Below are 23,763 nucleotides of genomic sequence, written 5' to 3' on the forward strand. Positions count from 1 at the left end.
GCCTCGCCCTTTGGCTTTAGAAACGAATCGAACAAAAGAGGAACGACATGTTGCGTGTGATTACCGCCAACCTCAATGGCATCCGCTCGGCGGCGAAGAAGGGCTTTTTCGAATGGTTCGGCGAACAGGGAGCCGACGTGCTGTGCGTGCAGGAAATCAAATGCTCGCAAGACGACATGACGCCGGAGTTCATGGCGCCGCACGATTTCACCGGCTATTTTCAGCATGCGGTGAAGAAGGGTTATAGCGGCGCGGGCGTCTATACGCGTCATGAGCCGGACGAAGTGGTGATCGGCTTCGGCAGCGAGGAGTTCGATCCGGAAGGGCGTTATGTCGAGCTGCGTTTCGGTAAGTTGTCGGTGGTTTCGGTGTACGTGCCGTCGGGGTCGAGCGGCGACGAGCGCCAGCAGGCCAAGTTCCGCTTCATGGACGAGTTCATGCCGCATCTCGCCGAGCTGGCGAAGGAACGCGAGGTGATCGTGTGCGGCGACGTGAACATCGTGCACAAGGAGATCGACATCAAGAACTGGAAGAGCAACCAGAAGAATTCGGGCTGCCTGCCCGAAGAGCGCGCGTGGCTCGACAAACTGTTCGACGAAGTCGGCTATGTGGATGTGTTCCGCACGCTCGACCAGCGGCCCGAGCAGTACACGTGGTGGAGCAATCGCGGTCAGGCGTATGCGAAGAACGTCGGGTGGCGGATCGATTACCAGATCGCGACGCCGGGCATCGCAAGCAAGGCGAAGCGCACCGACGTGTTCCGCGACATCAAGTTCAGCGACCATGCGCCGCTGACCGTCGACTACGACCACAAGGTCAAAAAGTAAGCCTACCGGCCGCGGCGCGTTGCAACGCCGTGGCCCGCTAGCGGTCGATAGAGGCGGGGCGTCAGTCGCGCGCCGTCTTGCGGGTCGGCCGGCCGATGCCCGCGTAATCGGGCAATTCGTCGACGCTCCTGCCGATTGCCTTCGCGTACAGCGACAGCATGTCCGGCAGCCGCTTGATGATGTCGTCGCGGCGCGCCGCTGTGAACGGGTGCACGTAGATGAAGCCCTGCTCGCGATTGCCGCGCGTCGCCTGCGCGAGCTTGTCCCACAGCGTGACCGCCGAGCGCGGATCGAAGCCGGCGCGCGACGCGATATCGCTGCCGATCACGTCGGCTTCGGTTTCGTCGGTGCTCTCATACTTCATTTCCAGCAGACGCGAACCGATGCCGAGCGGCGCCATGCCCAGATCGGCGAGGCCGAACAGTTGCGGGATCGTGCCGGACGAATCGAGCTGGCTCGCCTGCAACTGACCGAGCCGCATGCGCGCGTGCTCGCGCAACGCGTGCGCGATCTCGTGGCCAATCAGCATAGCGACCTCGTTGTCGTTCAGGCGCACGCGATCGAGTATGCCGCTGTAGACGACGATCTTGCCGCCCGGCAGGCAGTACATGCGGATGTCGTTCGAGCGCACCACCGCGACTTCCCACTTCCAGCCCTTGGCTCGCTCGTTCCATTTCAGCGAGTACGGAATCATCCGGTCGATGATCGAGCGCACGCGCGTCACGCGCGCGTCCGTGTCGCCGTACAGACGGTTCGCGTGGCTGGCACCGTAGACGATCTGGCTGAACTCCTCGGCGGCCTGCGCCTCGAGCATCGACGACGGGATCAGGTTGCGAAACACCATGTAGCCGCCGTAGCGCAGTTGCGGGCTCACGTAGTAGGGCGGCGGGACGGCCGCGGGGGCCGACGCGCCGGCGGGCGCTTTGGCGGCGGCGGGCGGCTGCGCGGACTGCGGCGTGGAGCCGGAGGCAGCGGCGCTCGGCGCGCTGCCGCTAGCGCTGGGCGAACTCAGAGCGTTGGCGCCGATGCTGTTATTCGCGCCGGGGTTGCCGCCGCCGGTGCCGCTGTTGCCGGCCGCGGCCGAAGTCGCGTTTTCCGCGCTGGCGCCGCTTGTCGCGGTCTTGGCCGCAGGCGTCGGGGCCGGGTTGGCTGTCGCACCGCTGGTGGTCGCGGCGGCGGCGGCCGGCGCGGGCGCTTGCGCGCCGCTCACCGGGCTCGCGCCGGTCGCCGGCGTGCCGGCCGCATGGGCGCCCATCGGCATCGCCAGCGCGACGCTCGCGCAGCCGAGCACGCCTACGGCGCTGAGTGCGGTGCGGCGCGCGCGGGTCGGAAACGGTACTTTCACGACCGGTCCCTCCACGGCGCGATACGCACCAGCAGCAGCATGCCTGGCACCGCGAGCGCGGTACAGAGGATGAAGTAGTCGAACCAGCCGATCCGCGCGACCACAAAGCCGCTCGCCGCCGACGCGAGCGTGCGCGGCACCGACGCGAGGCTCGTGAACAGCGCGAACTGCGTCGCGGTGTAGCGCGGATCGGTGGTGCTCGCGATATATGCGGTGAATGCGGCCATCGTCAGACCAGTGGCGAAGGTCTCGAAGCCGTACACGAGCGCGAGCGCGACCGAGCGCGGATCGAGCTGCACGCTCCAGTCGATGCCGACCAACGACAGCAGCTTCGTCGTCCCTTGGCTCAGGGCGACGGCGATGTTGTAAATCGCGGCGAGTCCGGGCGAATCCGGGCCGAGATGCGCGAGCCACGCGAAGCCGAGCGTCGACACCATCTGCAGCAAACCGAAGATCCACAAGCCGCGGCCGATGCCGATTCTCATCAGCCAGATGCCGCCGATGATGCCGCCCGCGAGACTCGCGCCGAATGCCGTGGTCTTCGCGATCACGCCGATCTGCGTGCGCGAAAAACCAATGTCGAGGAAGAACGACGTGGACAGCGTGGTCGCCATCGTATCGCCGAGCTTGTAGAGAAAGATGAAGCCGAGCACGAAGAGGGCACCGCGCCAGCCGTCGCGCTGAATGAATTCCCTGAACGGCTCGACGATCGCCTCGCGCAGATTCTTCGGCGGCTGGCCGTGCACCTCGGGTTCGCGCACGACCAGCGTCATCAGAACGCCCGGCAGCATGAACGCGGCCGTCACGATGAACACCGTGCTCCACGGCAGATGATCGGACAAAATCAGCGCGAGCGAACCGGGCACGAGCGCCGCGATCTTGTACGCGTTCACGTGCACCGCGTTGCCGAGGCCCTGCTGCGTGTCGCTGAGCAATTCACGCCGGTACGCGTCGATGACGATGTCGGAGCTCGCGCCGAAGAATGCGACCAGAGCGGTCAGCGCGGCGACACTCCAGATCGATTCGCGCGGTGACACGAAGCCGAGCGTCGCCATCGCGCCGGCCACGAGCAATTGCGTGACCAGCATCCAGCCGCGCCGTCGACCGGGCCGCCAACCGGGCACGCGCGGCACGTAGCGGTCCATCAGCGGTGCCCAGACGAATTTCCAGGTGTACGGAAACTGGATCAGCGCGAACAGGCCGATTTCCTTCAGATTGACGCCTTCCGAGCGCAGCCACGCCTGCACGAGGTAGACGAGCGTAAACAGCGGCAATCCCGACGTGAAGCCGAGAAAGACGCAAATCAGCATGCGCGTATTCAAAAACGCGCGCCAGCCGGGATGTTCTTCGTGAGCGGTAAGTGCGGGCGCCTCGTGCGGCGGGTTCGACATGTGGATAACTGAGGTTAGCTTTTCTTGACGCGATAGACCGCAAGACTACCACGCCAGTTCACGCCCCACCGCACCACCTGTCCGTCGTGCAGCACGACACGATCGAGAATTTCGATGCCGACTTCGGGCGCGAGCGCTTCGAAGTCCTTGATCGTCAGCACGCGCACGTTCGGCGTGTTGTGCCATTGATAAGGCAGCGACTTCGACACCGGCATGCGCCCCTGCAGCACCGACAGCCGATGCGCCCAGTAGCCGAAATTCGGAAACGACACGATGCATTGCTTGCCGACGCGCACCGTCTCGCGCAGGATCGCCGCGGTCTGATGAATGGTCTGCAGCGTCTGCGACAGCACCGCGAAATCGAAGCTGCCGTCTTCGAACAGGCGCAGGCCGTCTTCGAGATTCTGCTGGATCACGTTGACGCCGTTCTGCGTCGCGGCGAGCACGCCGGCGTCGTTGATCTCGATGCCGTAGCCCTGCACCTCCAGTTCCTCGTTCAGCAGCGACAGCAGCGAGCCGTCGCCGCAGCCGAGATCCAGCACGGTCGCGCGCGGTTCGACCCAGCGGGCGATCGCGCGGAAGTCCGGGCGCGATGCCAGGTAATCAAGTGCTCGCTGGTTCATGCGTTGACCTCGTTTGCAATGCGTTCGTAGTAGGCGCGCAGCAGGTTGTGATAGCGCGCGTCGTCGAGCAGGAAGGCGTCGTGGCCGTGCGGTGCGTCGATCTCCGCGTAGGTGACCGTGCGCTTGTGGTCGAGCAGCGCCTTCACCAGTTCGCGCGAGCGAGCCGGCGCGAAACGCCAGTCGGTCGAGAAGCTCGCGATCAGATACTTCGCGGTGGTGTGCTCGAGCGCGGCGGTCAGGTCGCCGTCGAAGGCCTTGGCCGGATCGAAGTAGTCGAGCGCGCGCGTGATCAGCAGGTAGGTGTTCGCGTCGAAGTAGTCGGCGAACTTGTCGCCCTGATAGCGCAGATACGATTCCACTTCGAATTCGACGTCGAAGCTGAAGTTGTAGTCATCGAGCGCGCCTTCCGCGCGACGCAGCGAGCGGCCGAATTTCTCGGCCATGTCGTCGTCCGACAGATACGTGATGTGGCCGATCATCCGCGCGACGCGCAGGCCGCGCTTCGGCTTCACGCCGTGCGCGTAGTAGTTGCCGCCGTGGAAGTCGGGGTCCGACAGGATCGCGGAGCGCGCGACCTCGTTGAACGCGATGTTCTGCGCGGACAGCTTCGGCGTCGATGCGATCACGATGCAATGCGCGATTCGCTCCGGATACATCATGCTCCATGCGAGCGCCTGCATGCCGCCGAGGCTGCCGCCCATCACCGCGGCGAAGCGCGTGATGCCGAACGCGTCGGCGACGCGCGCTTGCGCGTTGACCCAGTCTTCGACGGTGACGACCGGAAACGTCGCGCCATACGGCTTACCGGTGGCCGGGTCGATGCTCATCGGCCCGGTCGAGCCGAAGCAGGAGCCGAGGTTGTTCACGCCGATCACGAAAAATTTGTCGGTATCGAGCGGCTTGCCCGGGCCCACCATGTTGTCCCACCAGCCGATGTCCTTCGGATTGTCGGCATACACGCCCGCCACGTGATGCGATGCGTTCAGCGCGTGGCATACGAGCACCGCATTGCTGTGCGCGGCATTGAGCGTGCCGTAGGTCTCGACCATCAGGTCGTAGCCTGCGAGCGAGCTGCCGTTGCGCAATCGCAGCGGCTCGGTGAAATGCATTTTTTGGGGAGCGACGATGCCGATGGAGTCCATTCATTCCGCCATTGAGTCAACAGGGCGGCTAAACGGCGTCGGCGAAGCACGAGGAGAAGGGCGGTGTGCGCAGCTGACGACCTCTTTAGCCGCATTTATAGTGAACCGCGGGCCTAAGGCCCAAGGTTCGCGCGCCCGCAATCGAGTCAGCAAATCGGCGCGTGAAAGGGTGTGAAACCGGGGGCAACGTGTTCCGGATGCCTTGGCGCGGTCTGTTATGCATCGTAGGACCGCGGCGGTATCAGGCGCAAAGTATAGCGGAAAATCCCACGCGGCAGCGGCGCGGACGGTGCCGCGGGAAGCGTGCGAGTCCGCGGGGACTACTGAAGAATCAGCAGCAGTTGCTCGTCCGCGTGTTCGGCGGGCGACCGCGCGAAACCGCTGCGCACATAGCGATGCCAGCGGCCGATCACGTAGCTCACCAGCAGGCTCGCCCGAATCGCGGGATCGTAGCCGGCGGGCAGTGTGGTGGTTTGCGGCGCGGTCTGCGAATCGGGTGTGTCCGTAGGGTGGTTGTCTGCACGGGCAAGCGCTTCTGTCTGCGCGAGCCGCAAGCATTGCTTCAGCGATGCCTCGACCCGTTCGAGCATCTGGTTCACGCGCTCCGTCAGCCGTTCGTGCTCGCCGACCAGCGCCTCGCAGGTCAGCACGCGCGTCATGCCGGGATTTTTCGCGGGGAAGTTGAGCAGCATCAGCGCGATCGAGCGGGCTTGCAGCACGCCGTTGTTTTCGTGACCGGTAATCTGGTTGATGAGCCCGAACAGCGTCTGCTCGATGAACTCGATCAGCCCTTCGAACATCTGCGCCTTGCTGGCGAAATGGCGGTATAGCGCGGCTTCCGACACACCGAGCCGGGCGGCGAGCGCGGCCGTCGTGACCTTTTCGCTCTTCGGCGCCTCGAGCATGCTGGCGAGCGCCTGCAGGATGTGCACGCGACGCTCGCCCGGCTTCGGACGCGTTGCGCGTGTCGCGGCGGGTGCCGCGGGGGAGGCTGCGGCTGAGGCTTCGTCAGGCTTGTCGATCGGCTGCATGGCTGTCGTCCCCCGGCTGGTGTCGTTGGCGGCTTTCGTCCTTACGGTCCCGGCTTGCGTCCCTTCCATCGAACCGAGCGCGTGCCCAGTCGTAGCGATTTTAGCGAACGAATGCTGCGGTCGACATAATGCGGCCGGCCGGTGCCCGGCAGGCGCGTCGGCACGCCGTCCGCGTGCGGCTTGCGCGGCAGGTGCCCGGTGATCCACACGGTGCGGATGCCGAGCCGCCGATAGTTCTTCAGGTGCGAGCGCGTGTCCTCGACGAGGATCGCGTCTTTCAGCGACACCTGCGCGTCGCGCATCGCGCGGCGCAGCATTGCGTGATCGGGCTTCGCGCGCCATTGGCGGCGATCGCGCATGTGCTCGATCGCGATCACGCGCTCGAACAGCCGCTCGATACGCAACTCGGCGAGCACCGCGCGCGCGTAGGTTTCGGGCGCATTGGTCAGCACGATCTTGCGGCCCGGGAGCGCCGCGACCAGCCGCGCGACGCCGCGCTCGTGGCGGATCATCGAGCCGAGGTCGGGGAACGTGTGCACGACCTTCAGGAAGTCGTGCGCGTCGAGCGGATGATGGCGCGTGAGACCGAGCAGGGCTGCGCCGTAGCGCAGCGTGTAGCCGGTGCGCAGACGGTTGGCTTCGTCGGTGTCGACTTGCAGCGCGTCGATGATGTACTGGGTCATGCCGCGATTGATCGCGGGAAAAATGGCGTGCGACGCGTGATGCAGCGTGTTGTCGAGATCGAACAGCCAGACTGGCTTGCCGCTCGCGATGTCGGGACGGCGGCGCCGCGAAGTGGGGGTGCGCATGGTGGAGATCTTCAGCCGCTGACGGGCGTTTCATGCTGCGGATGCGGATGCGCAGAGTGTGCCGCATCGACGCTCGGCGGCGCGCATTGACTGCCGGCCGCGAGGTGCGGCACAGGCGTAGCGCCGTAGTGGCGCAACCCCTGTGCCGGGAATGCCGCAACGCTCAATGCGAGCGGATCATTGTGCCGAACGGCTGTTCGGTCAGAATTTCGAGCAGCACCGAATGCTCGATGCGACCGTCGATGATGTGCACCGAGCGCACGCCGCTCTTCGCCGCATCGAGCGCGGACGAGATTTTCGGCAGCATGCCGCCGGAGATCGTGCCGTCTTCGAACAGGCCGTCGATTTCGCGCGCCGACAGGTCGGTCAGCAGATTGCCTTCCTTGTCCATCACGCCGGGGATGTTGGTCATCATTACGAGCTTTTCGGCGTTCAGCACGACCGCCAGCTTGCCCGCGACGAGGTCTGCGTTGATGTTGTACGACAGGCCGTCTTCGCCGAAGCCGATCGGCGAGATCACCGGAATGAACGCGTCGTCCTGCAGTGCCTTCACGACCGCCGGGTTGATCGCTTCGACTTCGCCGACCTGGCCGATGTCGACGTACTGGCCCGGCTTTTCGCGATCCGGCATCAGCATCTTGCGCGCGTGGATCAGGCCGCCGTCCTTGCCGGTCAGGCCGACCGCGTGGCCGCCGAAGTGGTTGATCAGCATCACGATGTCCTGCTGCACCTCGCCGCCGAGCACCCATTCGACGACTTCCATCGTCTCTTCGTCGGTGACGCGCATGCCCTGGATGAACGTGCCCTGTTTGCCGATTTTCTTAAGCGCCTGGTCGATTTGCGGACCACCGCCGTGCACGATGACCGGGTTGATGCCGACCAGCTTCAGCAGAATCACGTCGCGCGCGAAGCCCTGCTTCAGACGCTCTTCGGTCATGGCGTTGCCGCCGTATTTGATGACCACGGTCTTGCCGTGATACTGGCGGATGTAGGGCAGCGCCTCGGCCAGAATTTCGGCTTTCAGGGTGGGCGCAATCTGCGAGAGGTCGGGAAGCTCGGACATGGCGGCAGGCTCGGGCACGGAACAGTTAAAACAGCGCGAATTGTACAGGACTGGCGCGCTGCAACAGGGTTTTCGGCAGCTGCGCAACGACGGGCGGTGCAGGCTTGGCGTACTGCACCATGACGGGTCACGGGGGCGGGACAAACAGCAAGCGTAACGCACTTGCGTAACGGCCGTGCATTGGCAGAACGGACGACTGCACCTAAGCGTGTCAGTCATGGCATCATGATCTGACCGATGTCCCCGGCCCTTCCCGCCCATCCGCAATGAAATCGTCTTCTACCCGTTCCGGGCGCAGCGCGCGCTGTCCGCGCTGCGGCAATGCCTTCGACTGCGGCATGCAGGGCGAGACATCATCTCCGTGCTGGTGCCGTGCCCTGCCGCCGCTGCCGGCGGAGCGGCTGAAGCCGGGCGGCCGGTGCTTGTGCCCGGAATGTCTCGCCGCGGAGATTGCCCAGGCGACACGCGAGGCGAGTGGCGTTGAACGGCCGTAATCGCTGCGTTTGCCAACGGCAGATCTGAACCCGCCTAGGCGCCGCGATGCTGCGCCGCCAGCACCCGCAGATCGCGCGCCACTGCTCCCAGCGCCGGCTCCCATTCGCCGAACCGCGGCTGCCGATACAACGTGGCGCTCGGATACCACGGGCTGTCGCCGCGCTCCAGCAACCAGACCCAATGCGGATTGACGTCGAGCAGCACCCACGTGCGCTGACCGAGCGCGCCGCTAAGATGTGCGACCGATGTGCATACGGTGATCACGAGGTCGAGCGCGCTGACAAAGGCGGCGGTGTCGTCGAAGGTTGCGAGGCTCGCAGTGTGATCGATCATCTGCAGGCCAGCCGCGTGGGCGGCGGCGACCTCGGCGGCCGCACCCGGCTGCAGCGAGTAGAACGTGACGTTGTCGATACCGGCGAAATGCGCGGCATAGCGCTGCCAGCCGACGCTGCGAAACGGGTTGCGCTGATGCCCGCGGCTACCTGTCCACGCGAGGCCCACCTTCAGGCGGCCTCCGCTAGCAAGACGCTTGCGCCACACTTCGCGCGCGGTCACATCGGCGAACAGGTAGGGCGCGGCTGGGATGGTCTCTTCGCGGGTCTCGAAGATCAGCGGCAAGCTCTGCAGCGGAATTTCATAGTCCATCGGCGGTAGCGATTCGACGCCGCCGCCGGACGAGAAACCGTCGACATGAGCGCCGAGGCTGCGCGCGAGCAGCGCGCCCATCTGCGGAAACGAATTCCACACGACGCGGCCGCCCTCGCGATGCACACGCTCTGCCAGCATCGGGATGTAGCGGCTGAACTGCCACGTCGCCCATTCCCTGTTCGCCCCATACGAGCAGCGTCTTGCCGGCAAGCGGCTCGCCGCGCCAGATCGGCGCCGGCATCACGGGACGGCTGCCGCCCAGTTCCTTCGAGCCGTCCCAGCGCGCCTCGTGCGACGCCCACCCTTCGGCGTATCGACCGCGCAAGAGTTGCAGCATGCCGAGGTTCGAGCGCATCGCCGGGTTCTGCGGAGCGAGCTCGCAGGCCGTCGTGGCGGCCTGTTCGGCGTCGTCCCAGCGTTGCGCTTCACGTAACGTCAGCGCATAGTTGTTGTAAGCGAGCGGACTGCCAGGCGCGCGCTGCAGGGCCTGCGCGCCGGCTTCGAGCGCGTGGGGCAGGTCCAGACTCTGGCGATACGCGTTGGCGAGGTTGATCCACGCGTTGCCGTCGTCGGGGGCATCGCGAATCGCGGCTTCGAGCAGCGCGAGCTGTTCGCTCAGATCGCCGTCGGTAAGCGTCAGCGCGCTCGCGAGATTGTTGCGTAGCTGCGGCAGCGCCGGATCGAGCGCCAGCGCGCGACGATACGGAGCGATCGCGTCGGCATGCCGGCCGGCCATTTGCAGCGCGTAGCCGGCGCGGAAGTGCGCGACGGCGCTCCCCGCATCGAGTTGGGCAATAATGGCGGCGAGTTCGATCGCCTCCGCTTGGCGCTGTTGCGCGAGCCATGCGGCCATCAGCGCGTCGAGCGAGGCGCCGTCGAGCGGATGCAGTTTGGCCGCAGCGTGGAGGTAACGGGCTTCGTCCGCCGTGGCGCCGCTGGCTCGGGCGGCGGCGGCATCGCGCAGTAAAGTCAGGTATGCGGACGAAGCGTCGGCTTCGCGAATCGCGGTGGGCGGCATGAAGGGATGGCGTGGAACTGTCGTCGATGCAGCCTGGCGGCGTGCGATGCTATTTCGAACACAGTCATGTTACCGGCACTCGGCCGCCTGGTCAGCCAGGCGGGTCCGAACGGATAGACCAGGGTCATGCAACGTATAACCAACACCGGCCGCGTCAATCTCGGTCACCTGTTCTGGCTGCGCAGCCTCGCGATCATCGGTCAGCTGTTGACGATCGCGTTCGTGCAGATCTTCATCGGCGCCAATCTGCCGTTGCCCGCGATGCTGCTCGTGATCGGGCTCGAAGTGCTGTTCAATGCGCTCACATGGTTTCGCGTGTCGCAGCAGCGTCCCGAGTCCAACATCGAGCTGTTCGGGCAGATCTGGGTCGATCTCGGCGCGTTGTCGGCGCTGCTGTTCCTGTCCGGCGGCACCACCAACCCGTTCGTGTCGCTTTACCTGCCATCGCTCGCGATCGCGGCGGCCGTGCTGCCGTGGTATCTGATGGCCTGGCTCGCGGCGTTCGCGGTCGCCTGCTACGCGATGCTCAGTTTCGATTCGGTGCCGCTCAATCTCGAGAATCCCGCCAACCTGTTCGACTACTATCGCTCGGGCATGTGGGTCAACTTCATGGTCAGCGTGGGGCTGATCGCGTGGTTCGTCGCGCGCATGTCGCGGGCACTGCGGCTACGTGACGCAGCGCTTGGAGAAGCGCAGCAGCGCTTGCTCCAGGACGAACGGGCGGTCGCGCTCGGTGTTCAGGCGGCCACCGTGGCACACGAAATCGGCACCCCTCTGTCTACAATCGCGATGTTGTCAGAGGAATTGCGCGACGCGGCGCGCACCGACGCGGGACTCGCGCCCTACCGCGCCGATCTCGAACTGCTCGAGCAGCAGATGACGCTGTGCACGTCGGCGCTCGCGCGCTTGCGCAGCCGCGCGACGACCACGACGAACCGTCAGCCGGTCGACGAATGGCTCGAATCGTTTGCCGAGCAATGGCGTCTGCGCCATCCGCACGTAAAGTTCGAGCGGCTCGGCACGCCGCCCGCCGATGTCAGTCTCAACGACACGGTGGCCGTCAGCCAGATACTGACGATCCTGCTCGACAACGCCGCGCGCGCGAGCCGCGATCACGTGACGCTGTCCTGCACGCTCGCACCACGCGGCGACCAGATAGAGTTCGAAGTATGCGACCACGGTCCCGGCATTCCGGTCGCGCTGCGCGGCTCGCTCGGCACGATGCCCGTGGAGAGCACGCAGGGCGGTCACGGCGTCGGCCTGTATCTGGCGTTTTCGGCGGCGGCGCGTCTGAAGGGATCGATCGAGCTGACCGACGCCAACGGCGGCCGGCCGCGGGGCACGCGTGCGGTGCTGCGACTGCCGCTCGGCGCGCGCAAGATTTCCGGAGCGAGCCCGCAAGGCGCCGCGCCATCCAACACGGAGAAACAGGCATGAGCGAAAAGAATTTTCTGGTGATCGACGACGACGAAGTGTTCTCCGGCATCCTGGCGCGCGGCTTGACGCGGCGCGGCTACACGGTGAGCGAAGCGCACAACGCGGACGAGGCGATCCGGCTCGCGAATCAGCAGAAGTTCAGCGAGATCACCGTGGACCTGCATCTGGGCAACGACTCTGGCCTGACGCTCGTCGCACCGTTACGCGATCTGCAGCCCGATGCGCGCATGCTGGTGCTGACCGGCTACGCGAGCATCGCCACCGCGGTGCAGGCGGTCAAAGACGGCGCCGACAACTATCTCGCGAAGCCCGCCAACGTCGAGACGATCCTGTCGGCGCTGCAAAGCGAGGCGAGCGCGTTGCAGGCCGAGGAGGCGATCGAACATCCGCAGCCGCTGTCGGTGGCGCGGCTCGAATGGGAGCATATCCAGCGTGTGCTGGCCGAACACAACGGCAATATCTCTGCGACCGCGCGCGCGTTGAACATGCATCGGCGCACGTTGCAGCGCAAGCTGGCGAAGCGGCCGGTGAGGCAGTAGCCCGCGATCGGGCGGCACGAAACAAAACGGGCTGCCTATGCGAAGGCAGCCCGTTTTTATGCATCAGCGCTTGGCGCCGTGACAGCGCATATCACAGCACGTAGCGTGACAAATCCTCGTCTTCCGCCACTTCGTTCAACGCGCGATCGACGTACGCCGCGTCGATCTGCACTGTACGGCCCGAATGATTGCCGGCCGAGAACGATACTTCCTCGAGCAGCTTTTCGATGACCGTATAAAGACGCCGCGCGCCGATATTCTCGGTCTTCTCGTTGACCGAGTACGCGATCTCGGCAAGACGGCGGATACCGTCGTCGGCGAATTCGAGGTGCACGTCTTCGGTTGCGAGCAGGGCCTGGTATTGCTTGACGAGGCTCGCATCCGTCGACACGAGGATCGATTCGAAGTCGTTGACCGACAGCGAATCGAGTTCGACGCGAATCGGGAAGCGCCCCTGCAGCTCGGGAATCAGATCGCTCGGCTTCGCGAGATGGAACGCGCCGCTCGCGATGAACAGGATGTGATCGGTCTTTACCATGCCGTACTTGGTGTTGATCGTCGTGCCCTCGACGAGCGGCAGCAGATCGCGCTGCACGCCCTGACGGGACACTTCGCCGCCGCCCGCTTCGTTGCGCGACGCGATCTTGTCGATTTCGTCGAGGAACACGATGCCGTTCTGCTCGACGTTCTGCACCGCCTTGGACTTCACCTCTTCGTCGTTCAGCATCTTGCCGGCTTCTTCGTCGGTGAGCACCTTGAGCGCTTCCTTGACCTTCATCTTGCGGCGCGTCTTCTTGCCGCCGCCGATGTTGGCGAACATCGAGCGGATCTGCTCGGTCATGTCTTCCATGCCCGGCGGCCCCATGATGTCCATGCCGACCTGCGGCTGCTCGACGTCGAGCTCGATTTCCTTGTCGTCGAGCTGACCTTCGCGCAGGCGCTTGCGGAACGTCTGACGCGTCGTGCTGCCTTCGTCGGCGGTATCGGTCGAGCTCGTGCTCGAACCGAAGCCGACCGGCCGTGCGGTCGGCAGCAGAATGTCGAGGATTCGGTCTTCGGCCAGATCGCCGGCCTTGGTCCGCACTTTGCGCATTTCGGTTTCGCGGGTCTGCTTGACCGAAATTTCGATCAGGTCGCGCACGATGCTGTCCACGTCGCGGCCCACGTAGCCGACTTCGGTGAACTTGGTCGCTTCGATCTTGATGAACGGCGCGTCCGCGAGCTTCGCGAGACGCCGCGCGATTTCGGTCTTGCCGACGCCGGTCGGTCCTATCATCAGGATGTTCTTCGGGGTGATTTCCTGGCGCAGCGGTTCGTCGACCTGCTGACGGCGCCAGCGGTTGCGCAGCGCGACGGCCACGGCTTTCTTCGCGCGGCCTTGGCCGATGATGTGCTTGTCGAGCTCGGAGACGATCTCGGCGGGGGTCATGGTGCTCATCGATGGTCCTTACTCGATCGTCTCAATGACGCGGTTATGGTTCGTGTAGATGCACATGTCGCCGGCGATTTCCAGCGATTTCTCCACGATGTCGCGCGGCGACAGCTCGGTGTTGTCGGCAAGCGCCTTCGCGGCCGCCTGCGCGTACGCACCGCCCGAGCCGATCGCGCAAATGCCGCCTTCGGGATCGAGCACGTCACCGTTGCCGGTGATGACGAGCGTGGTGGTCGCGTCCGCGGTGATCAGCATCGCTTCGAGACGACGCAGCATGCGGTCGGTGCGCCAGTCTTTCGCGAGCTCCACGGCCGCGCGCGTCAGATTGCCCTGATGCTTTTCGAGCTTCGCCTCGAAGCGGTCGAGCAGCGAGAAGGCATCCGCCGTGCCGCCGGCGAAGCCGACCAGCACCTTGCCGTTATAGATGCGCCGGACCTTCTTCGCGCCGCCTTTCATGACGATGTTGCCGAGCGTTACCTGGCCGTCGCCGCCGAGCGCCACCTTGTTGCCGCGGCGCACGGAAACGATGGTCGTGCCGTGAAATTGCTCCATATGCGTTCCTCTTTGCAAAACGGGTAGGACGCGGCAGCGCTGCGTGCTGCCGCATGAATCCAGTCAGCGGACGGCGCGCCGGCTGGCGCGCTCGTGAGCGCATGTCCGATCTATTTTAGGGCGGGCGCGGTCATATCAAGATCCGCTGGAAGGCATAGGGCGAAAAACGGGAAATCCGCTCAGGAAGCCTGAGAAACGAGGCGGGAAGGGGTGGCGGGACGCGAGGGATGGCGGAGCTTGCGCGGATGTCGCGCAAAAAGAAAAGGCGCACGGTTCACCGTGCGCCTCTCGACGAAGCAGCGTTTTCAGGGCGCCAAGCCGAAGCCGCGCCTCAGCTAATCAGTCGCCGAACAGCTTCTGGCGCAGTTCGCGGCGCTCTTGTGCTTCGAGCGACAGCGTAGCCGTGGGCCGTGCGAGCAGACGCGGAATGCCGATCGGCTCGCCGGTTTCTTCGCACCAGCCGTAGTCGCCCGCCTCGATGCGCGCGATCGATTGCTGCACTTTCTTCAGCAGCTTGCGTTCGCGGTCGCGCGTGCGCAGTTCGAGCGCATGCTCTTCCTCGATCGTGGCGCGATCGGCCGGGTCCGGCACGATGACCGTTTCACGCAGGTTCTCGGTCGTCTGGCCGGCATTGCGGAGAATGTCCGCCTGCAACTGTTCGAGCCTGTTCTTGAAGAAGGCGAGCTGATCCTCATTCATGTAATCCTTGTCGCTCATCTTCAGGATTTCGGCTTCGGTCAAGAGTCGTTTCGTCGTCATCTGGCTTACTTCTTCAATGTGAGGCAAAACTCATAGTGCCCGCACTTTCGTATTGCCCGCAAACGCGTCGCGCGGACGCGCGGCGCAGTGGGCCACGAACGTTGCACTGTCGTGACGCCGAAGCGCCTGGCGCCCACACACACCGGGCGTTGCTAGCTACGCCGCTGCGGGGCCGAACTCCTCTGGAAACCGATTCACACATGCTCCTGAGGCATCGCTCGCCGACAAGCGCGTGCCCTTTCAGGCCATGCCCGCCGACGTTTTCGGCGTGTCCCCGGACAAGATTTTCCGGCGCCGTTTCAGGCCCGTCGCGGGATACGCGCGACCGGGCAATTCGTTGTCATTCTCCAGTGGGCACGTATTGTAACTGAATCACAATCCGGCACCGCAACTGCTGAAAATCTGCCCGCGGCGCAGCGATATCTCGAAAATATAACGCGCACACAGCCAAAAAGCGATGGTCGTGCACGCTTTAATACAGCAGGGTTTTCACGCGTTTTTCATATGGCCGGCATTCGCACGATCTCGGCGCCGCGGCGTCGCAGTTTCTGCAGAGGATTCACACCCGCGCAGTCGGCCTCGGGCGTCTCGGCGCAACAGAAGTAGCACGACGCATGCCGCGCTGCGCGGCATGTCGTGGGCCTTCGAGGGGGTTTGGTTGTGTGATGGCGCTGCGCCCGCTCAGGCGAGGCAGGCGTCGAGACCGTCGGTGATCAGGTCGCGCGGCAGTTCGATGCCGATGAACACCATCTTGTTGGTCTTCTTCTCGGCCGGTTGCCATTTCGCGGCGAGGTCGCTGCCCATCATTTGATGCACGCCCTGGAACACGACCTTGCGATCGACACCCTTCATGTACAGCACGCCCTTATAGCGCAGCAGGTGCTCGCCGTAGATCTGCAGGATGCCGCCGAGGAAGTCCTCAAGCTTGTTCGGATCGAACGGACGATCGCTGCGGTACACGAACGACTTGATCTTGTCGTCGTGATGCGCATGGTGGTGATGTCCATGATCGTGGCCTTCGTGATCGCAATGGCCATGGTCGTGATCGCAGTTCGCGTGATCGTGATCATGGTCGCCGTGCGCGTGGCCGTGTTCGTCGTGCGCATGCGCGTGGCTGTGCGCGTGTTCGTCTTCGGCGAGGAAGTCAGGGTCGATTTCGAGCTTCGAGTTCAGGTTGAAGCCGCGCAGATCGAAAATTTCCTTGATGTCCGCTTCGCCGAAATTGACGACCCTGATCGCCGCCTTCGGGTTCATGTGCAGCAGACGGTGGCGCAGATCGCCCACGTGCCGCTCGTCGACGAGATCGGCCTTCGTGATGAACAGGCGGTCGGCGAAACCGACCTGGCGCTGCACCACTTCGTGCTCGTCGAGCTGACGGTCCGCATGCTTCGCGTCGACCAGCGTGATGATCGCGTCGAGCAGGAAGTCGCTGGCGATCTGATCGTCCATGAAGAAAGTTTGCGCGACCGGGCCCGGATTCGCGAGGCCGGTGGTTTCGATGACGACACGGTCGAAGTCCACTTCGCCCGCCTGCTTCTTCGCGGCCAGATCGTTGAGCACGCGCGACAGGTCGCCGCGAATCGTGCAGCAGATGCAGCCGTTGCTCATCTGGATGATCTGCTCGGTCGTGTCCTGCACGAGGATCTCGTTGTCGATGTTCTCTTCGCCGAACTCGTTCTCGATGACGGCGATCTTCATGCCGTGCTTTTCGTTCAGGATGCGCTTGAGCAGGGTGGTTTTACCGCTGCCGAGAAAGCCGGTCAGGATGGTGACTGGAATCATGTGGGTCGCCTGTAAGTCGTGAAACGGTGCGTGATCGAACGCTAGCGCAAGGCTAGCCAGAAGCGTGAGGCCGGCCGCCGCAGCCAGATGGCGCGGCCCTATCCAGCCGGTTATTGAAACATATTTGCCTGGCGAGCGCAGGGGCGGCCGCCTTGCGGCCTGCTGATGGCCGGCTGCGCGGAGGCTGGCCGGTGCCGCCGCCGGCACGCGCAATGACCTCCAAAATATGGGTGGTCAGGCGATTTGCAACAGCAGGCCCTTCAGATACTCCCCTTCGGGGAACGCCGTGAGCAGCGGATGATCGACGCCCGCGCCCAGCCGCTTCAGGATGCGTGCGTCGACGCGTGCGTCGGCGGCAGCGCCGGACACGATCTTCTGGAACAGCTCGGGATCGATCGCGCCGGAGCACGAGTACGTGAACAGCAAACCGCCCGGACGCAGCAGCTTCAGGCCCGTCAGATTGATGTCCTTGTACGCGCGCGACGCACGGTCCACATGCTCGCGCGATGGCGCGAATTTCGGCGGATCGAGCACGATCAGGTCGAAGCGCTCGCCTTCGTCGTAGAGGCGCCGCAGAGTCTTGAACGCGTCGGCGTCGAGCCAGCTCGCGCGATCGACATCGAAGCCGTTGGCCGCGACGTTCTGCTGCGCGAGCGCGAGCGCCTCACCCGACGAATCGACCGACACCACGCGTTTCGCACCACCCTTGAGCGCCGCGAGCGAAAAGCCGCCGGTGTAGCAGAAGCAGTTCAGCACGTCGCGATCTTTCGCGAACTGCTGCACGAGCAGGCGATTATCGCGCTGGTCGACATAGAAGCCGGTCTTATGGCCGTTGCGTACGTCGACGTGATAGCGCACGCCGTTTTCGCTCGCGATCAGCTTCTCCGAAGGCGGCTCGCCCGCGAGCACGCCGGTTACCTGTTCGAGCCCTTCCTTCTGACGGATCGACACGTCCGAGCGCTCGTAGACGTTCGGGCAGCCGGTCGCGCCGACCAGCGCCGCGACGATCGCGTCCTTCCACGCCTCGACGCCGGCCGCCATGAACTGACAGACGATCTGGCTGCGCTGCCCCGCGTCCTCGGCGACGTAGTAATCGACGATCAGGCCCGGCAGACCGTCCGCCTCGCCGAAGATCAGCCGCACGGCGCCGGTGTCGCGCACCATCGCCTGACGATGCGCGAACGCGCGCTGCACGCGGCGCTTGAAGAACGCGTGATCGATCGGCTCGGCTTCGTCGAAGCTCCACACGCGTGCGCGGATCTGTGAGTGCGGGCTGTAGGCGGCGCGCGCGAGAAAGCGGCCGTCGTGCGCGCGCACGAGCACGGTCGCGCCGGGCGCGGGGCGGCCGTCGACATGTTCGATCGCATTGGCGTAGACCCACGGATGGCGGCGCAGCAGCGATTTTTCTTTCGACGGTTTGAGCGTAACGGTATTCATCAGGTGTCGGTCAGGTACTAGCGAAGGCGGCGCGTCGTGGCGCGCGGCGGCAGTCGCGTGATCAATTGCGTTTCTTTGCGCGAGGATGCGCGCTGTCGTAGACGTGGGCGAGGTGCTGGAAATCGAGGCCCGTATACACCTGAGTCGCGGTGATGCTCGCATGGCCGAGCAGCTCCTGCACGGCGCGCAGATCGCCGCTCGACTGCAACACGTGCGTCGCGAACGAATGGCGCAGCACGTGCGGATGCACGTTGGCAGGAATGCCGGCAGCGAGCGCCGCGCGCTTCACCCGCTCGCGCACGACGTTCGGTGATAGCCGGTTGCCGCGGGCCGACAGGAAGAGCGGATGCGGATCGTGGCGGACCATCCGTTCGCGCACCGCGAGCCATGCGTTCAGCGCCGCGACCGCCTTGCTGCCCACCGGCACGACGCGGCGCCGGTTGCCTTTGCCGAGCACTTCGACTTCGCCGGAATCGAGCTTCAGCCAGCCGGCCGAGCGATAGCCGTCGACGTCGGCGAAACGCACGTCGAGGCCGACCAGTTCGGCGAGGCGCAGGCCCGATGAGTAGAACAGTTCGAGCATCGCGTGGTCGCGCAGGCCTTCGGGGGAGTCGGCGGGCGGGCTGTCCATCAGGCGCGCGGTGTCGTCGACGGAAAGCGCCTTCGGCAGCGTTTTCGCCTGCTTCGGCGCTCGTACTGCGGCGACCGGATTGGCCGGCAGCTCGACGTGGCCCGCGAGCCAGCGATAAAACGCGCGCCACGCCGACAGCCGATGGCCGATCGACCGCGCGGTGAGACCGCCCGCATGCGCGCGCGCGACGGCGCCACGAATGTCGACGGCAGTCAGACTTTCGAGCGGTCGGCCTTTGGCGAGCAGCTTCAGTTCCGCGAGCTCATGCGTATAGCCGCGCAGCGTATGCTCCGACAGCCGCCGCTCGTGCTCGAGATGCGACAGGTAGGCGGCGATCGGGTCGGCGGCGGTCACGGTGCGCGGTGATGTTGCGTGGCTCAGCGCGGCAGCAGCCGGCTCAGCGCGGCGCTCGCGAGCGCGCCAATCTGCGTGAGGAAATCGGTGGCCATGCCTTCGTGGAAGCGGCGCGGGTCGGATGAGCCCATCACGAGCAGGCCGAACGTCGGCGCGTCTTCGGCGCCTTCGGGGTCGCGCAGCGCGAGCAGCGCGATCGATTCCGTGGTCTGCGCCGTTTCGCTCGATGCGGCGCTGGGGTCGTCGGTCGCGCTCGTTGCCGGATTTGTCGCCGGGTTGCCCGCGCCGTTGGACGCGCCCGCCATTTGCGCGAGCCACTGTGCGGCCTCGAAGCCGGTGTTCGCGCCGCAATACGGCGTGCTCAGGCTGCCCGCGAAAATCCGCACCTCCTCGCTGACGTGGCGCGCGAAGTCGGCTTGCGCGTACGGCTCGGCGACGTCCCACACGCGCAGCGCCGCTTGCGGCACGTCGAAGACATCGCGCAGACCGCCGGCGATCGTGCGCGGCAGCGCGTACGGATCGCGCTCGGCCATCACTCGGATGGTCCAGCGGTTGAATTTCGACGCAATGCTGTCGTTCTCGTGACCGTAGCGCAGCAGTTCGGCAAGGCGCCGCTCGAGATGCTTGTTCTTGTCGCGCAGCATCTCCATCTGCCGCTCCTGCAGCGACACCGCGGCTTTGCCGTGCGGGTTCGCGAGTCGGATGGTCGCGAGCGTTTCCGCGTGTTCGACGAAGAATTCGGGATTGGCGAGCAGGTATTCGGCGACTTCGCGATCGTTCATGGTTTCGGCTAGAGGACTACGAGATGGCCGCCTCGCGGCGGCGCGTAGGTCAATGAGTTAGACGGAGGGCGCCACGGGGGCCGCGCGGGACGAATGGTGCTGCGACGAGTCCGGCGATGCGCCCGACGCCTCTTCAGCCAACTCGATCTCCCCTTCGAAGACGGTGGCTGCGGGGCCGGCCATCAGCAGCGGCGCGCCTGGTTGCGCGATGTCCCACGTGATCGTCAGGTCGCCGCCGTGCGTGTGCACGAGCACCGGCGAATCCAGCAGCCCGCGCCGGATGCCGGCCCCGACCGCCGCGCACGCGCCGGTGCCGCACGCGAGCGTTTCGCCCGCGCCGCGTTCGTAGACGCGCAGCCTGATCTCGTTGCGGTTGACGATCTGCATGAAGCCCGCGTTGACCCGCTGCGGGAAGCGCGTGTGCCGCTCGATGGCCGGACCTTCGACGAGCACCGGGAACGCCTCGGCATCGTCGACGACCTGCACCGCGTGCGGGTTGCCCATCGACACCACCGACATCCAGCGCGTCGTGCCGTTCACGTCGAGCGGCCAGAGCGTATCCGCGCCTTCGCGGCGGCCTTGCAGACCTTTGGTCGCGAACGGCACGAGTTCGGGATCGAACACGGGCGTGCCCATGTCGACGATCACTTCGCCGTTGTCCTGCATCGTTAGCGTGATCGTGCCTTTCTGGACTTGCACGCGCACGCTGCGCTGGTCGGTGAGGCCGCGCTCGCGCACGAACTTGACGAAGCAGCGCGCGCCGTTGCCGCAATGTTCGACCTCGCCGCCGTCGCAATTGAAGATGCGATATCTGAAATCGACACCTTCGACGGTCGGCTTTTCGACCAGCAGCAACTGGTCGGCACCGACGCCGAAATGGCGGTTCGCGAGCGCGCGCACCTGCGCCGTGGTCAGATCAAGCGGTTGGGTATAGCCGTCGAGCACGACGAAGTCGTTGCCCGCGCCGTGCATTTTGGTGAATTTGAGCTTCACGTTTTCCGTGTATCCGTTGCTGCGTAGGGCTTCGCGCGTGCGGGCGGAGCCGAAAATCGGGGCCTCGGCGGCTGTTGGGTGAATCACCCATTCGAGCCGTGCTGGGCCAATAGCAGATGATACACGTTGGCCCATCGGAAACGGTATGGCGGACAAGCGGCCGGGATGCCGCTTCATGTCCGCTAATCGACGGACTGGGTTTGCCGGGAGCCAGATCCCGGCGCCGTCTTCAATATACCCCCGGCACTCCCGGAGGCCGCGTCTTGAACCGCTTGTGCACCCAGTAATACTGCTCGGGCATCAGCGGAATCTGCTCTTCGAGAAATTCGTTCATGCGTCGCGCATCGGCGTCATCATCGCCGGTCGGATAGTTGGCCCAAGGCTTGAAGACTTTGAGCCGGTAGCCCTTGTAGTTCGGCAGCACTTCGCCGATGAACGGGACGACCTGCGCGTGACCGACCTTCGCGAGTCGGCCGACCGCGGTCAGCGTGCAGGTCGGCACGCCGAAGAACGGCACGAAGGTCGAATTGCGCGCGCCGTAGTCCATATCCGCGCCGAGCATCACCGGTTTGCGTTCGCGCAGCCAGCGCAGCACGACGCGCGCGCTGTCCGCGCGGCTTGCCATGTCGGCGCCGAAACGCGCGCGCGCCGCTTTCGCGATTTCCTCGAGTTCCTGATTCGACATCGGCTGATACAGCGAGCCGCATTGGCGCTTCAGTGAGTAATTCAGAAAAATCGAACCGGCCTCGATGCCGACGAAATGAAATCCGAGAAAGAGTGTCGGCGGCAGATTCGGATCGGTCAGGTCGATTGCGCTGTCGAGCTGGATCAGCTTCTCCAGCTTCTTCGCTGAGCCGAACCACTGCACGCTGCGCTCGAGATAGCTGCGGATCGCGTGACGGAAGTGCTTCTGCGCGACGTCCTCGCGGCGCTCGGCACTCCAGTCGGGGAAGCACAGCTTCAGATTCGTATGAACGATGCGCTTGCGACGGCTCGGGATTTGATAGAGCAGCCAGCCGAGCCCGTCGCCGAGACGGGCCACGAATCCATACGGCAATAAGGCAAAGAGTTTGAGCAGCCCGATCGCGAGCTTCGCGCCGTAACGGCTCAGCATGCAGCCTCCGGGCGCGCGGCGCTGCTGGGGGCGGGATTTGAGGGGGCGGAAAAATTGGCGTGATACCGCACTCGTGGACACTCTGTGACATTCAAGGGAAGTCGCTATAATAAGGGCTTCGCCGAGTTAATAGACAACTTGCGGGGCGAAGCCGGCGGGTGCGGTCCATGGGTTCCATGGGTTGCGTCCATCGGTAAGGTAATCCGCTAAAGCGTCGCCGCTTCAGACTCCCGAAGTCGGCTACGTGGAACGCAACCGTAACCACTAACAGGAGTCTGCAACGTGGCAAACGACTATCTCTTTACTTCCGAATCCGTTTCCGAAGGCCATCCCGACAAAGTCGCGGACCAGATCTCGGACGCGATCCTCGACGCCATCCTCGCTCAAGACAAGTACTCGCGTGTCGCGGCCGAAACGCTGTGCAACACGGGTCTCGTCGTGCTGGCCGGTGAAATCACCACCACCGCGAACGTCGACTACATCCAGATCGCGCGCAACACGATCAAGCGCATCGGCTACGACAACACCGACTACGGCATCGACTACCGCGGCTGCGCGGTGCTCGTCGCCTACGACAAGCAGTCGCCGGACATCGCTCAGGGCGTGGACCGCGCGCACGACAACAACCTCGATCAAGGCGCAGGCGACCAGGGCCTGATGTTCGGTTACGCGTGCGAAGAAACGCCGGAACTGATGCCGCTGCCGATCCACCTGTCTCACCGTCTCGTCGAGCGTCAGGCGAATCTGCGCCGCGACGGCCGTCTGCCCTGGCTGCGTCCGGACGCGAAGTCGCAGGTCACCGTGCGCTACGTCGACGGCAAGCCGCATTCGATCGACACGGTCGTGCTGTCCACGCAGCATGCGCCGGACATCTCGCTTGAAGCGCTGCGCGAAGCGGTGATCGAAGAAGTGATCAAGCCGACGCTTCCGGCCGAGCTGATCAAGGGTGACGTCAAGTACCTCGTGAACCCGACCGGTCGCTTCGTGATCGGCGGTCCGCAGGGCGATTGCGGTCTGACGGGCCGCAAGATCATCGTCGATACGTACGGCGGCGCTGCACCGCACGGCGGCGGCGCGTTCTCGGGCAAGGACCCGTCGAAGGTCGACCGCTCGGCAGCTTACGCCGGCCGTTACGTCGCGAAGAACATCGTGGCCGCGGGCCTCGCGTCGCGCTGCCTGATCCAGGTGTCGTACGCGATCGGCGTAGCTCAGCCGACCTCGGTGATGGTCAACACGTTCGGCACCGGCCGCGTGTCGGATGCGACGATCACGGAACTCGTGCGTCAGCATTTCGACCTGCGTCCGAAGGGCATCATCCAGATGCTCGACCTGCTGCGCCCGGTGTACGAGAAGAGCGCGGCGTATGGCCACTTCGGCCGCGAAGAGCCGGAATTCACGTGGGAAGCCACCGACAAGGCGCTCGCACTCGCCGAAGCGGCAGGCACCGAACCGGTTGCGGCAATCGCGTAACTAGCGCGTAACAAGCGCAAGTCGCTTGTTACCCGCTAGCAAAAGAAAAACCCCGCCGGCGTGAGCCGGGCGGGGTTTTTCTTCGTCCG

Annotated in this window: 21 protein-coding genes and 1 pseudogene; 5 read left to right on the plus strand and 17 right to left on the minus strand. The window is 64.9% G+C overall.

The features are described from left to right. The first annotated feature begins 47 nt into the window (after window positions 1-47). Window positions 48-827, plus strand: a complete 780-nt coding sequence (locus tag BC1002_RS00250; protein ID WP_013088067.1) for an exodeoxyribonuclease III — start codon at window positions 48-50, stop codon at window positions 825-827. A 61-nt stretch (window positions 828-888) separates the two neighbouring features. Here BC1002_RS00250 and BC1002_RS35935 read toward each other — a convergent pair whose 3' ends face one another. The 7 genes from BC1002_RS35935 to argB form a co-directional block, all read right to left on the minus strand. Beyond that, entirely contained in the window at window positions 889-2,187 is a 1,299-nt protein-coding gene (locus BC1002_RS35935; protein WP_083788660.1) for a M48 family metallopeptidase, read from the minus strand. After that, window positions 2,169-3,563, minus strand: coding sequence for an AmpG family muropeptide MFS transporter (locus tag BC1002_RS00260; protein ID WP_013088069.1), 1,395 nt, complete (start codon window positions 3,561-3,563; stop codon window positions 2,169-2,171). Before BC1002_RS00260 ends, BC1002_RS35935 begins: the two co-directional genes overlap by 19 nt. Window positions 3,564-3,577: 14 nt before the next feature. Then, a complete protein-coding gene (gene metW, locus BC1002_RS00265; RefSeq protein ID WP_013088070.1) occupies window positions 3,578-4,186 on the minus strand; it encodes a methionine biosynthesis protein MetW in 609 nt (202 codons plus the stop codon). Beyond that, window positions 4,183-5,328 carry a homoserine O-succinyltransferase MetX gene (gene metX, locus BC1002_RS00270; protein WP_013088071.1) on the minus strand — a complete coding sequence of 382 codons (1,146 nt, stop codon included), beginning with the start codon at window positions 5,326-5,328 and terminating at the stop codon, window positions 4,183-4,185. Before metX ends, metW begins: the two co-directional genes overlap by 4 nt. Window positions 5,329-5,648: 320 nt before the next feature. After that, entirely contained in the window at window positions 5,649-6,359 is a 711-nt protein-coding gene (gene slmA, locus BC1002_RS00275) for a nucleoid occlusion factor SlmA (RefSeq protein ID WP_013088072.1), read from the minus strand. A gap of 41 nt (window positions 6,360-6,400) precedes the next feature. Then, window positions 6,401-7,168, minus strand: a complete 768-nt coding sequence (locus BC1002_RS00280) for a pyrimidine 5'-nucleotidase (protein ID WP_013088073.1) — start codon at window positions 7,166-7,168, stop codon at window positions 6,401-6,403. A gap of 163 nt (window positions 7,169-7,331) precedes the next feature. Beyond that, window positions 7,332-8,231 carry an acetylglutamate kinase gene (gene argB, locus BC1002_RS00285; RefSeq protein ID WP_013088074.1) on the minus strand — a complete coding sequence of 300 codons (900 nt, stop codon included), beginning with the start codon at window positions 8,229-8,231 and terminating at the stop codon, window positions 7,332-7,334. Between the two features lie 266 nt (window positions 8,232-8,497). Between argB and BC1002_RS35940 the strand changes: the two genes are divergently transcribed. Then, window positions 8,498-8,725, plus strand: a complete 228-nt coding sequence (locus tag BC1002_RS35940) for a cysteine-rich CWC family protein (protein ID WP_083788661.1) — start codon at window positions 8,498-8,500, stop codon at window positions 8,723-8,725. Between the two features lie 34 nt (window positions 8,726-8,759). On the opposite strand, the pseudogene BC1002_RS00290 reads toward BC1002_RS35940, so the two are convergent. After that, window positions 8,760-10,392, minus strand: a pseudogene (locus tag BC1002_RS00290) (tetratricopeptide repeat protein). Window positions 10,393-10,518: 126 nt separating this feature from the next. Between BC1002_RS00290 and BC1002_RS00295 the strand changes: the two are divergent. Both BC1002_RS00295 and BC1002_RS00300 read left to right on the plus strand, forming a co-directional pair. Further along, window positions 10,519-11,829 (plus strand): ATP-binding protein, encoded by a 1,311-nt coding sequence (locus tag BC1002_RS00295; RefSeq protein WP_013088075.1) that lies wholly within the window; start codon window positions 10,519-10,521, stop codon window positions 11,827-11,829. Further along, on the plus strand, window positions 11,826-12,368 hold the full coding sequence (locus BC1002_RS00300; RefSeq protein WP_013088076.1) for a response regulator transcription factor: 543 nt from the start codon (window positions 11,826-11,828) through the stop codon (window positions 12,366-12,368). Before BC1002_RS00295 ends, BC1002_RS00300 begins: the two co-directional genes overlap by 4 nt. A 91-nt stretch (window positions 12,369-12,459) precedes the next feature. Here BC1002_RS00300 and hslU read toward each other — a convergent pair whose 3' ends face one another. From hslU to BC1002_RS00345, 9 genes are all read right to left on the minus strand, one after another. Beyond that, window positions 12,460-13,806, minus strand: coding sequence for an ATP-dependent protease ATPase subunit HslU (gene hslU / locus BC1002_RS00305; protein ID WP_013088077.1), 1,347 nt, complete (start codon window positions 13,804-13,806; stop codon window positions 12,460-12,462). Window positions 13,807-13,815: 9 nt separating this feature from the next. Next, entirely contained in the window at window positions 13,816-14,352 is a 537-nt protein-coding gene (hslV, locus tag BC1002_RS00310) for an ATP-dependent protease subunit HslV (RefSeq protein WP_013088078.1), read from the minus strand. Window positions 14,353-14,691: 339 nt separating this feature from the next. After that, a complete protein-coding gene (dksA, locus tag BC1002_RS00315) occupies window positions 14,692-15,111 on the minus strand; it encodes an RNA polymerase-binding protein DksA (RefSeq protein WP_008923580.1) in 420 nt (139 codons plus the stop codon). A gap of 681 nt (window positions 15,112-15,792) precedes the next feature. After that, complete coding sequence (locus BC1002_RS00320) at window positions 15,793-16,893, minus strand: CobW family GTP-binding protein (protein ID WP_041734239.1); 1,101 nt, start codon at window positions 16,891-16,893, stop codon at window positions 15,793-15,795. Window positions 16,894-17,127: 234 nt separating this feature from the next. Continuing rightward, window positions 17,128-18,330: a class I SAM-dependent rRNA methyltransferase gene (locus BC1002_RS00325; RefSeq protein ID WP_013088080.1), complete on the minus strand. Its 1,203-nt coding sequence runs from the start codon at window positions 18,328-18,330 to the stop codon at window positions 17,128-17,130. 61 nt (window positions 18,331-18,391) lie between these two features. Beyond that, window positions 18,392-19,315: a tyrosine recombinase XerC gene (gene xerC / locus BC1002_RS00330; protein ID WP_013088081.1), complete on the minus strand. Its 924-nt coding sequence runs from the start codon at window positions 19,313-19,315 to the stop codon at window positions 18,392-18,394. 23 nt (window positions 19,316-19,338) lie between these two features. Further along, window positions 19,339-20,097, minus strand: a complete 759-nt coding sequence (locus BC1002_RS00335; RefSeq protein WP_013088082.1) for a DUF484 family protein — start codon at window positions 20,095-20,097, stop codon at window positions 19,339-19,341. Window positions 20,098-20,154: 57 nt separating this feature from the next. Further along, entirely contained in the window at window positions 20,155-21,090 is a 936-nt protein-coding gene (gene dapF / locus BC1002_RS00340) for a diaminopimelate epimerase (protein ID WP_041734482.1), read from the minus strand. A gap of 229 nt (window positions 21,091-21,319) precedes the next feature. Beyond that, the gene (locus BC1002_RS00345) at window positions 21,320-22,204 is read right to left on the minus strand and encodes a lipid A biosynthesis lauroyl acyltransferase (RefSeq protein ID WP_013088084.1); all 885 of its coding nucleotides are present in this window, start codon (window positions 22,202-22,204) and stop codon (window positions 21,320-21,322) included. A 282-nt stretch (window positions 22,205-22,486) separates the two neighbouring features. On the opposite strand from BC1002_RS00345, the gene metK reads away from it, so the two are divergent. After that, window positions 22,487-23,674, plus strand: a complete 1,188-nt coding sequence (gene metK / locus BC1002_RS00350; protein ID WP_013088085.1) for a methionine adenosyltransferase — start codon at window positions 22,487-22,489, stop codon at window positions 23,672-23,674. Window positions 23,675-23,763: the final 89 nt, after the last annotated feature.

The sequence above is a fragment of the Paraburkholderia atlantica genome (genome assembly GCF_000092885.1).
Lineage (GTDB): Bacteria > Pseudomonadota > Gammaproteobacteria > Burkholderiales > Burkholderiaceae > Paraburkholderia > Paraburkholderia atlantica.

Excerpts from the sequence above, each read along its gene's own strand:
- BC1002_RS00250 (WP_013088067.1), top strand. The coding sequence starts at position 48 with ATGTTGCGTGTGATTACCGCCAACCTCAATGGCATCCGCTCGGCGGCG.
- BC1002_RS00260 (WP_013088069.1), bottom strand. The coding sequence starts at position 3,563 with ATGTCGAACCCGCCGCACGAGGCGCCCGCACTTACCGCTCACGAAGAA.
- metW (WP_013088070.1), bottom strand. The coding sequence starts at position 4,186 with ATGAACCAGCGAGCACTTGATTACCTGGCATCGCGCCCGGACTTCCGC.
- metX (WP_013088071.1), bottom strand. The coding sequence starts at position 5,328 with ATGGACTCCATCGGCATCGTCGCTCCCCAAAAAATGCATTTCACCGAG.
- slmA (WP_013088072.1), bottom strand. The coding sequence starts at position 6,359 with ATGCAGCCGATCGACAAGCCTGACGAAGCCTCAGCCGCAGCCTCCCCC.
- BC1002_RS00280 (WP_013088073.1), bottom strand. The coding sequence starts at position 7,168 with ATGCGCACCCCCACTTCGCGGCGCCGCCGTCCCGACATCGCGAGCGGC.
- argB (WP_013088074.1), bottom strand. The coding sequence starts at position 8,231 with ATGTCCGAGCTTCCCGACCTCTCGCAGATTGCGCCCACCCTGAAAGCC.
- BC1002_RS35940 (WP_083788661.1), top strand. The coding sequence starts at position 8,498 with ATGAAATCGTCTTCTACCCGTTCCGGGCGCAGCGCGCGCTGTCCGCGC.
- BC1002_RS00295 (WP_013088075.1), top strand. The coding sequence starts at position 10,519 with ATGCAACGTATAACCAACACCGGCCGCGTCAATCTCGGTCACCTGTTC.
- BC1002_RS00300 (WP_013088076.1), top strand. The coding sequence starts at position 11,826 with ATGAGCGAAAAGAATTTTCTGGTGATCGACGACGACGAAGTGTTCTCC.
- hslU (WP_013088077.1), bottom strand. The coding sequence starts at position 13,806 with ATGAGCACCATGACCCCCGCCGAGATCGTCTCCGAGCTCGACAAGCAC.
- hslV (WP_013088078.1), bottom strand. The coding sequence starts at position 14,352 with ATGGAGCAATTTCACGGCACGACCATCGTTTCCGTGCGCCGCGGCAAC.
- dksA (WP_008923580.1), bottom strand. The coding sequence starts at position 15,111 with ATGACGACGAAACGACTCTTGACCGAAGCCGAAATCCTGAAGATGAGC.
- BC1002_RS00320 (WP_041734239.1), bottom strand. The coding sequence starts at position 16,893 with ATGATTCCAGTCACCATCCTGACCGGCTTTCTCGGCAGCGGTAAAACC.
- BC1002_RS00325 (WP_013088080.1), bottom strand. The coding sequence starts at position 18,330 with ATGAATACCGTTACGCTCAAACCGTCGAAAGAAAAATCGCTGCTGCGC.
- BC1002_RS00335 (WP_013088082.1), bottom strand. The coding sequence starts at position 20,097 with ATGAACGATCGCGAAGTCGCCGAATACCTGCTCGCCAATCCCGAATTC.
- BC1002_RS00345 (WP_013088084.1), bottom strand. The coding sequence starts at position 22,204 with ATGCTGAGCCGTTACGGCGCGAAGCTCGCGATCGGGCTGCTCAAACTC.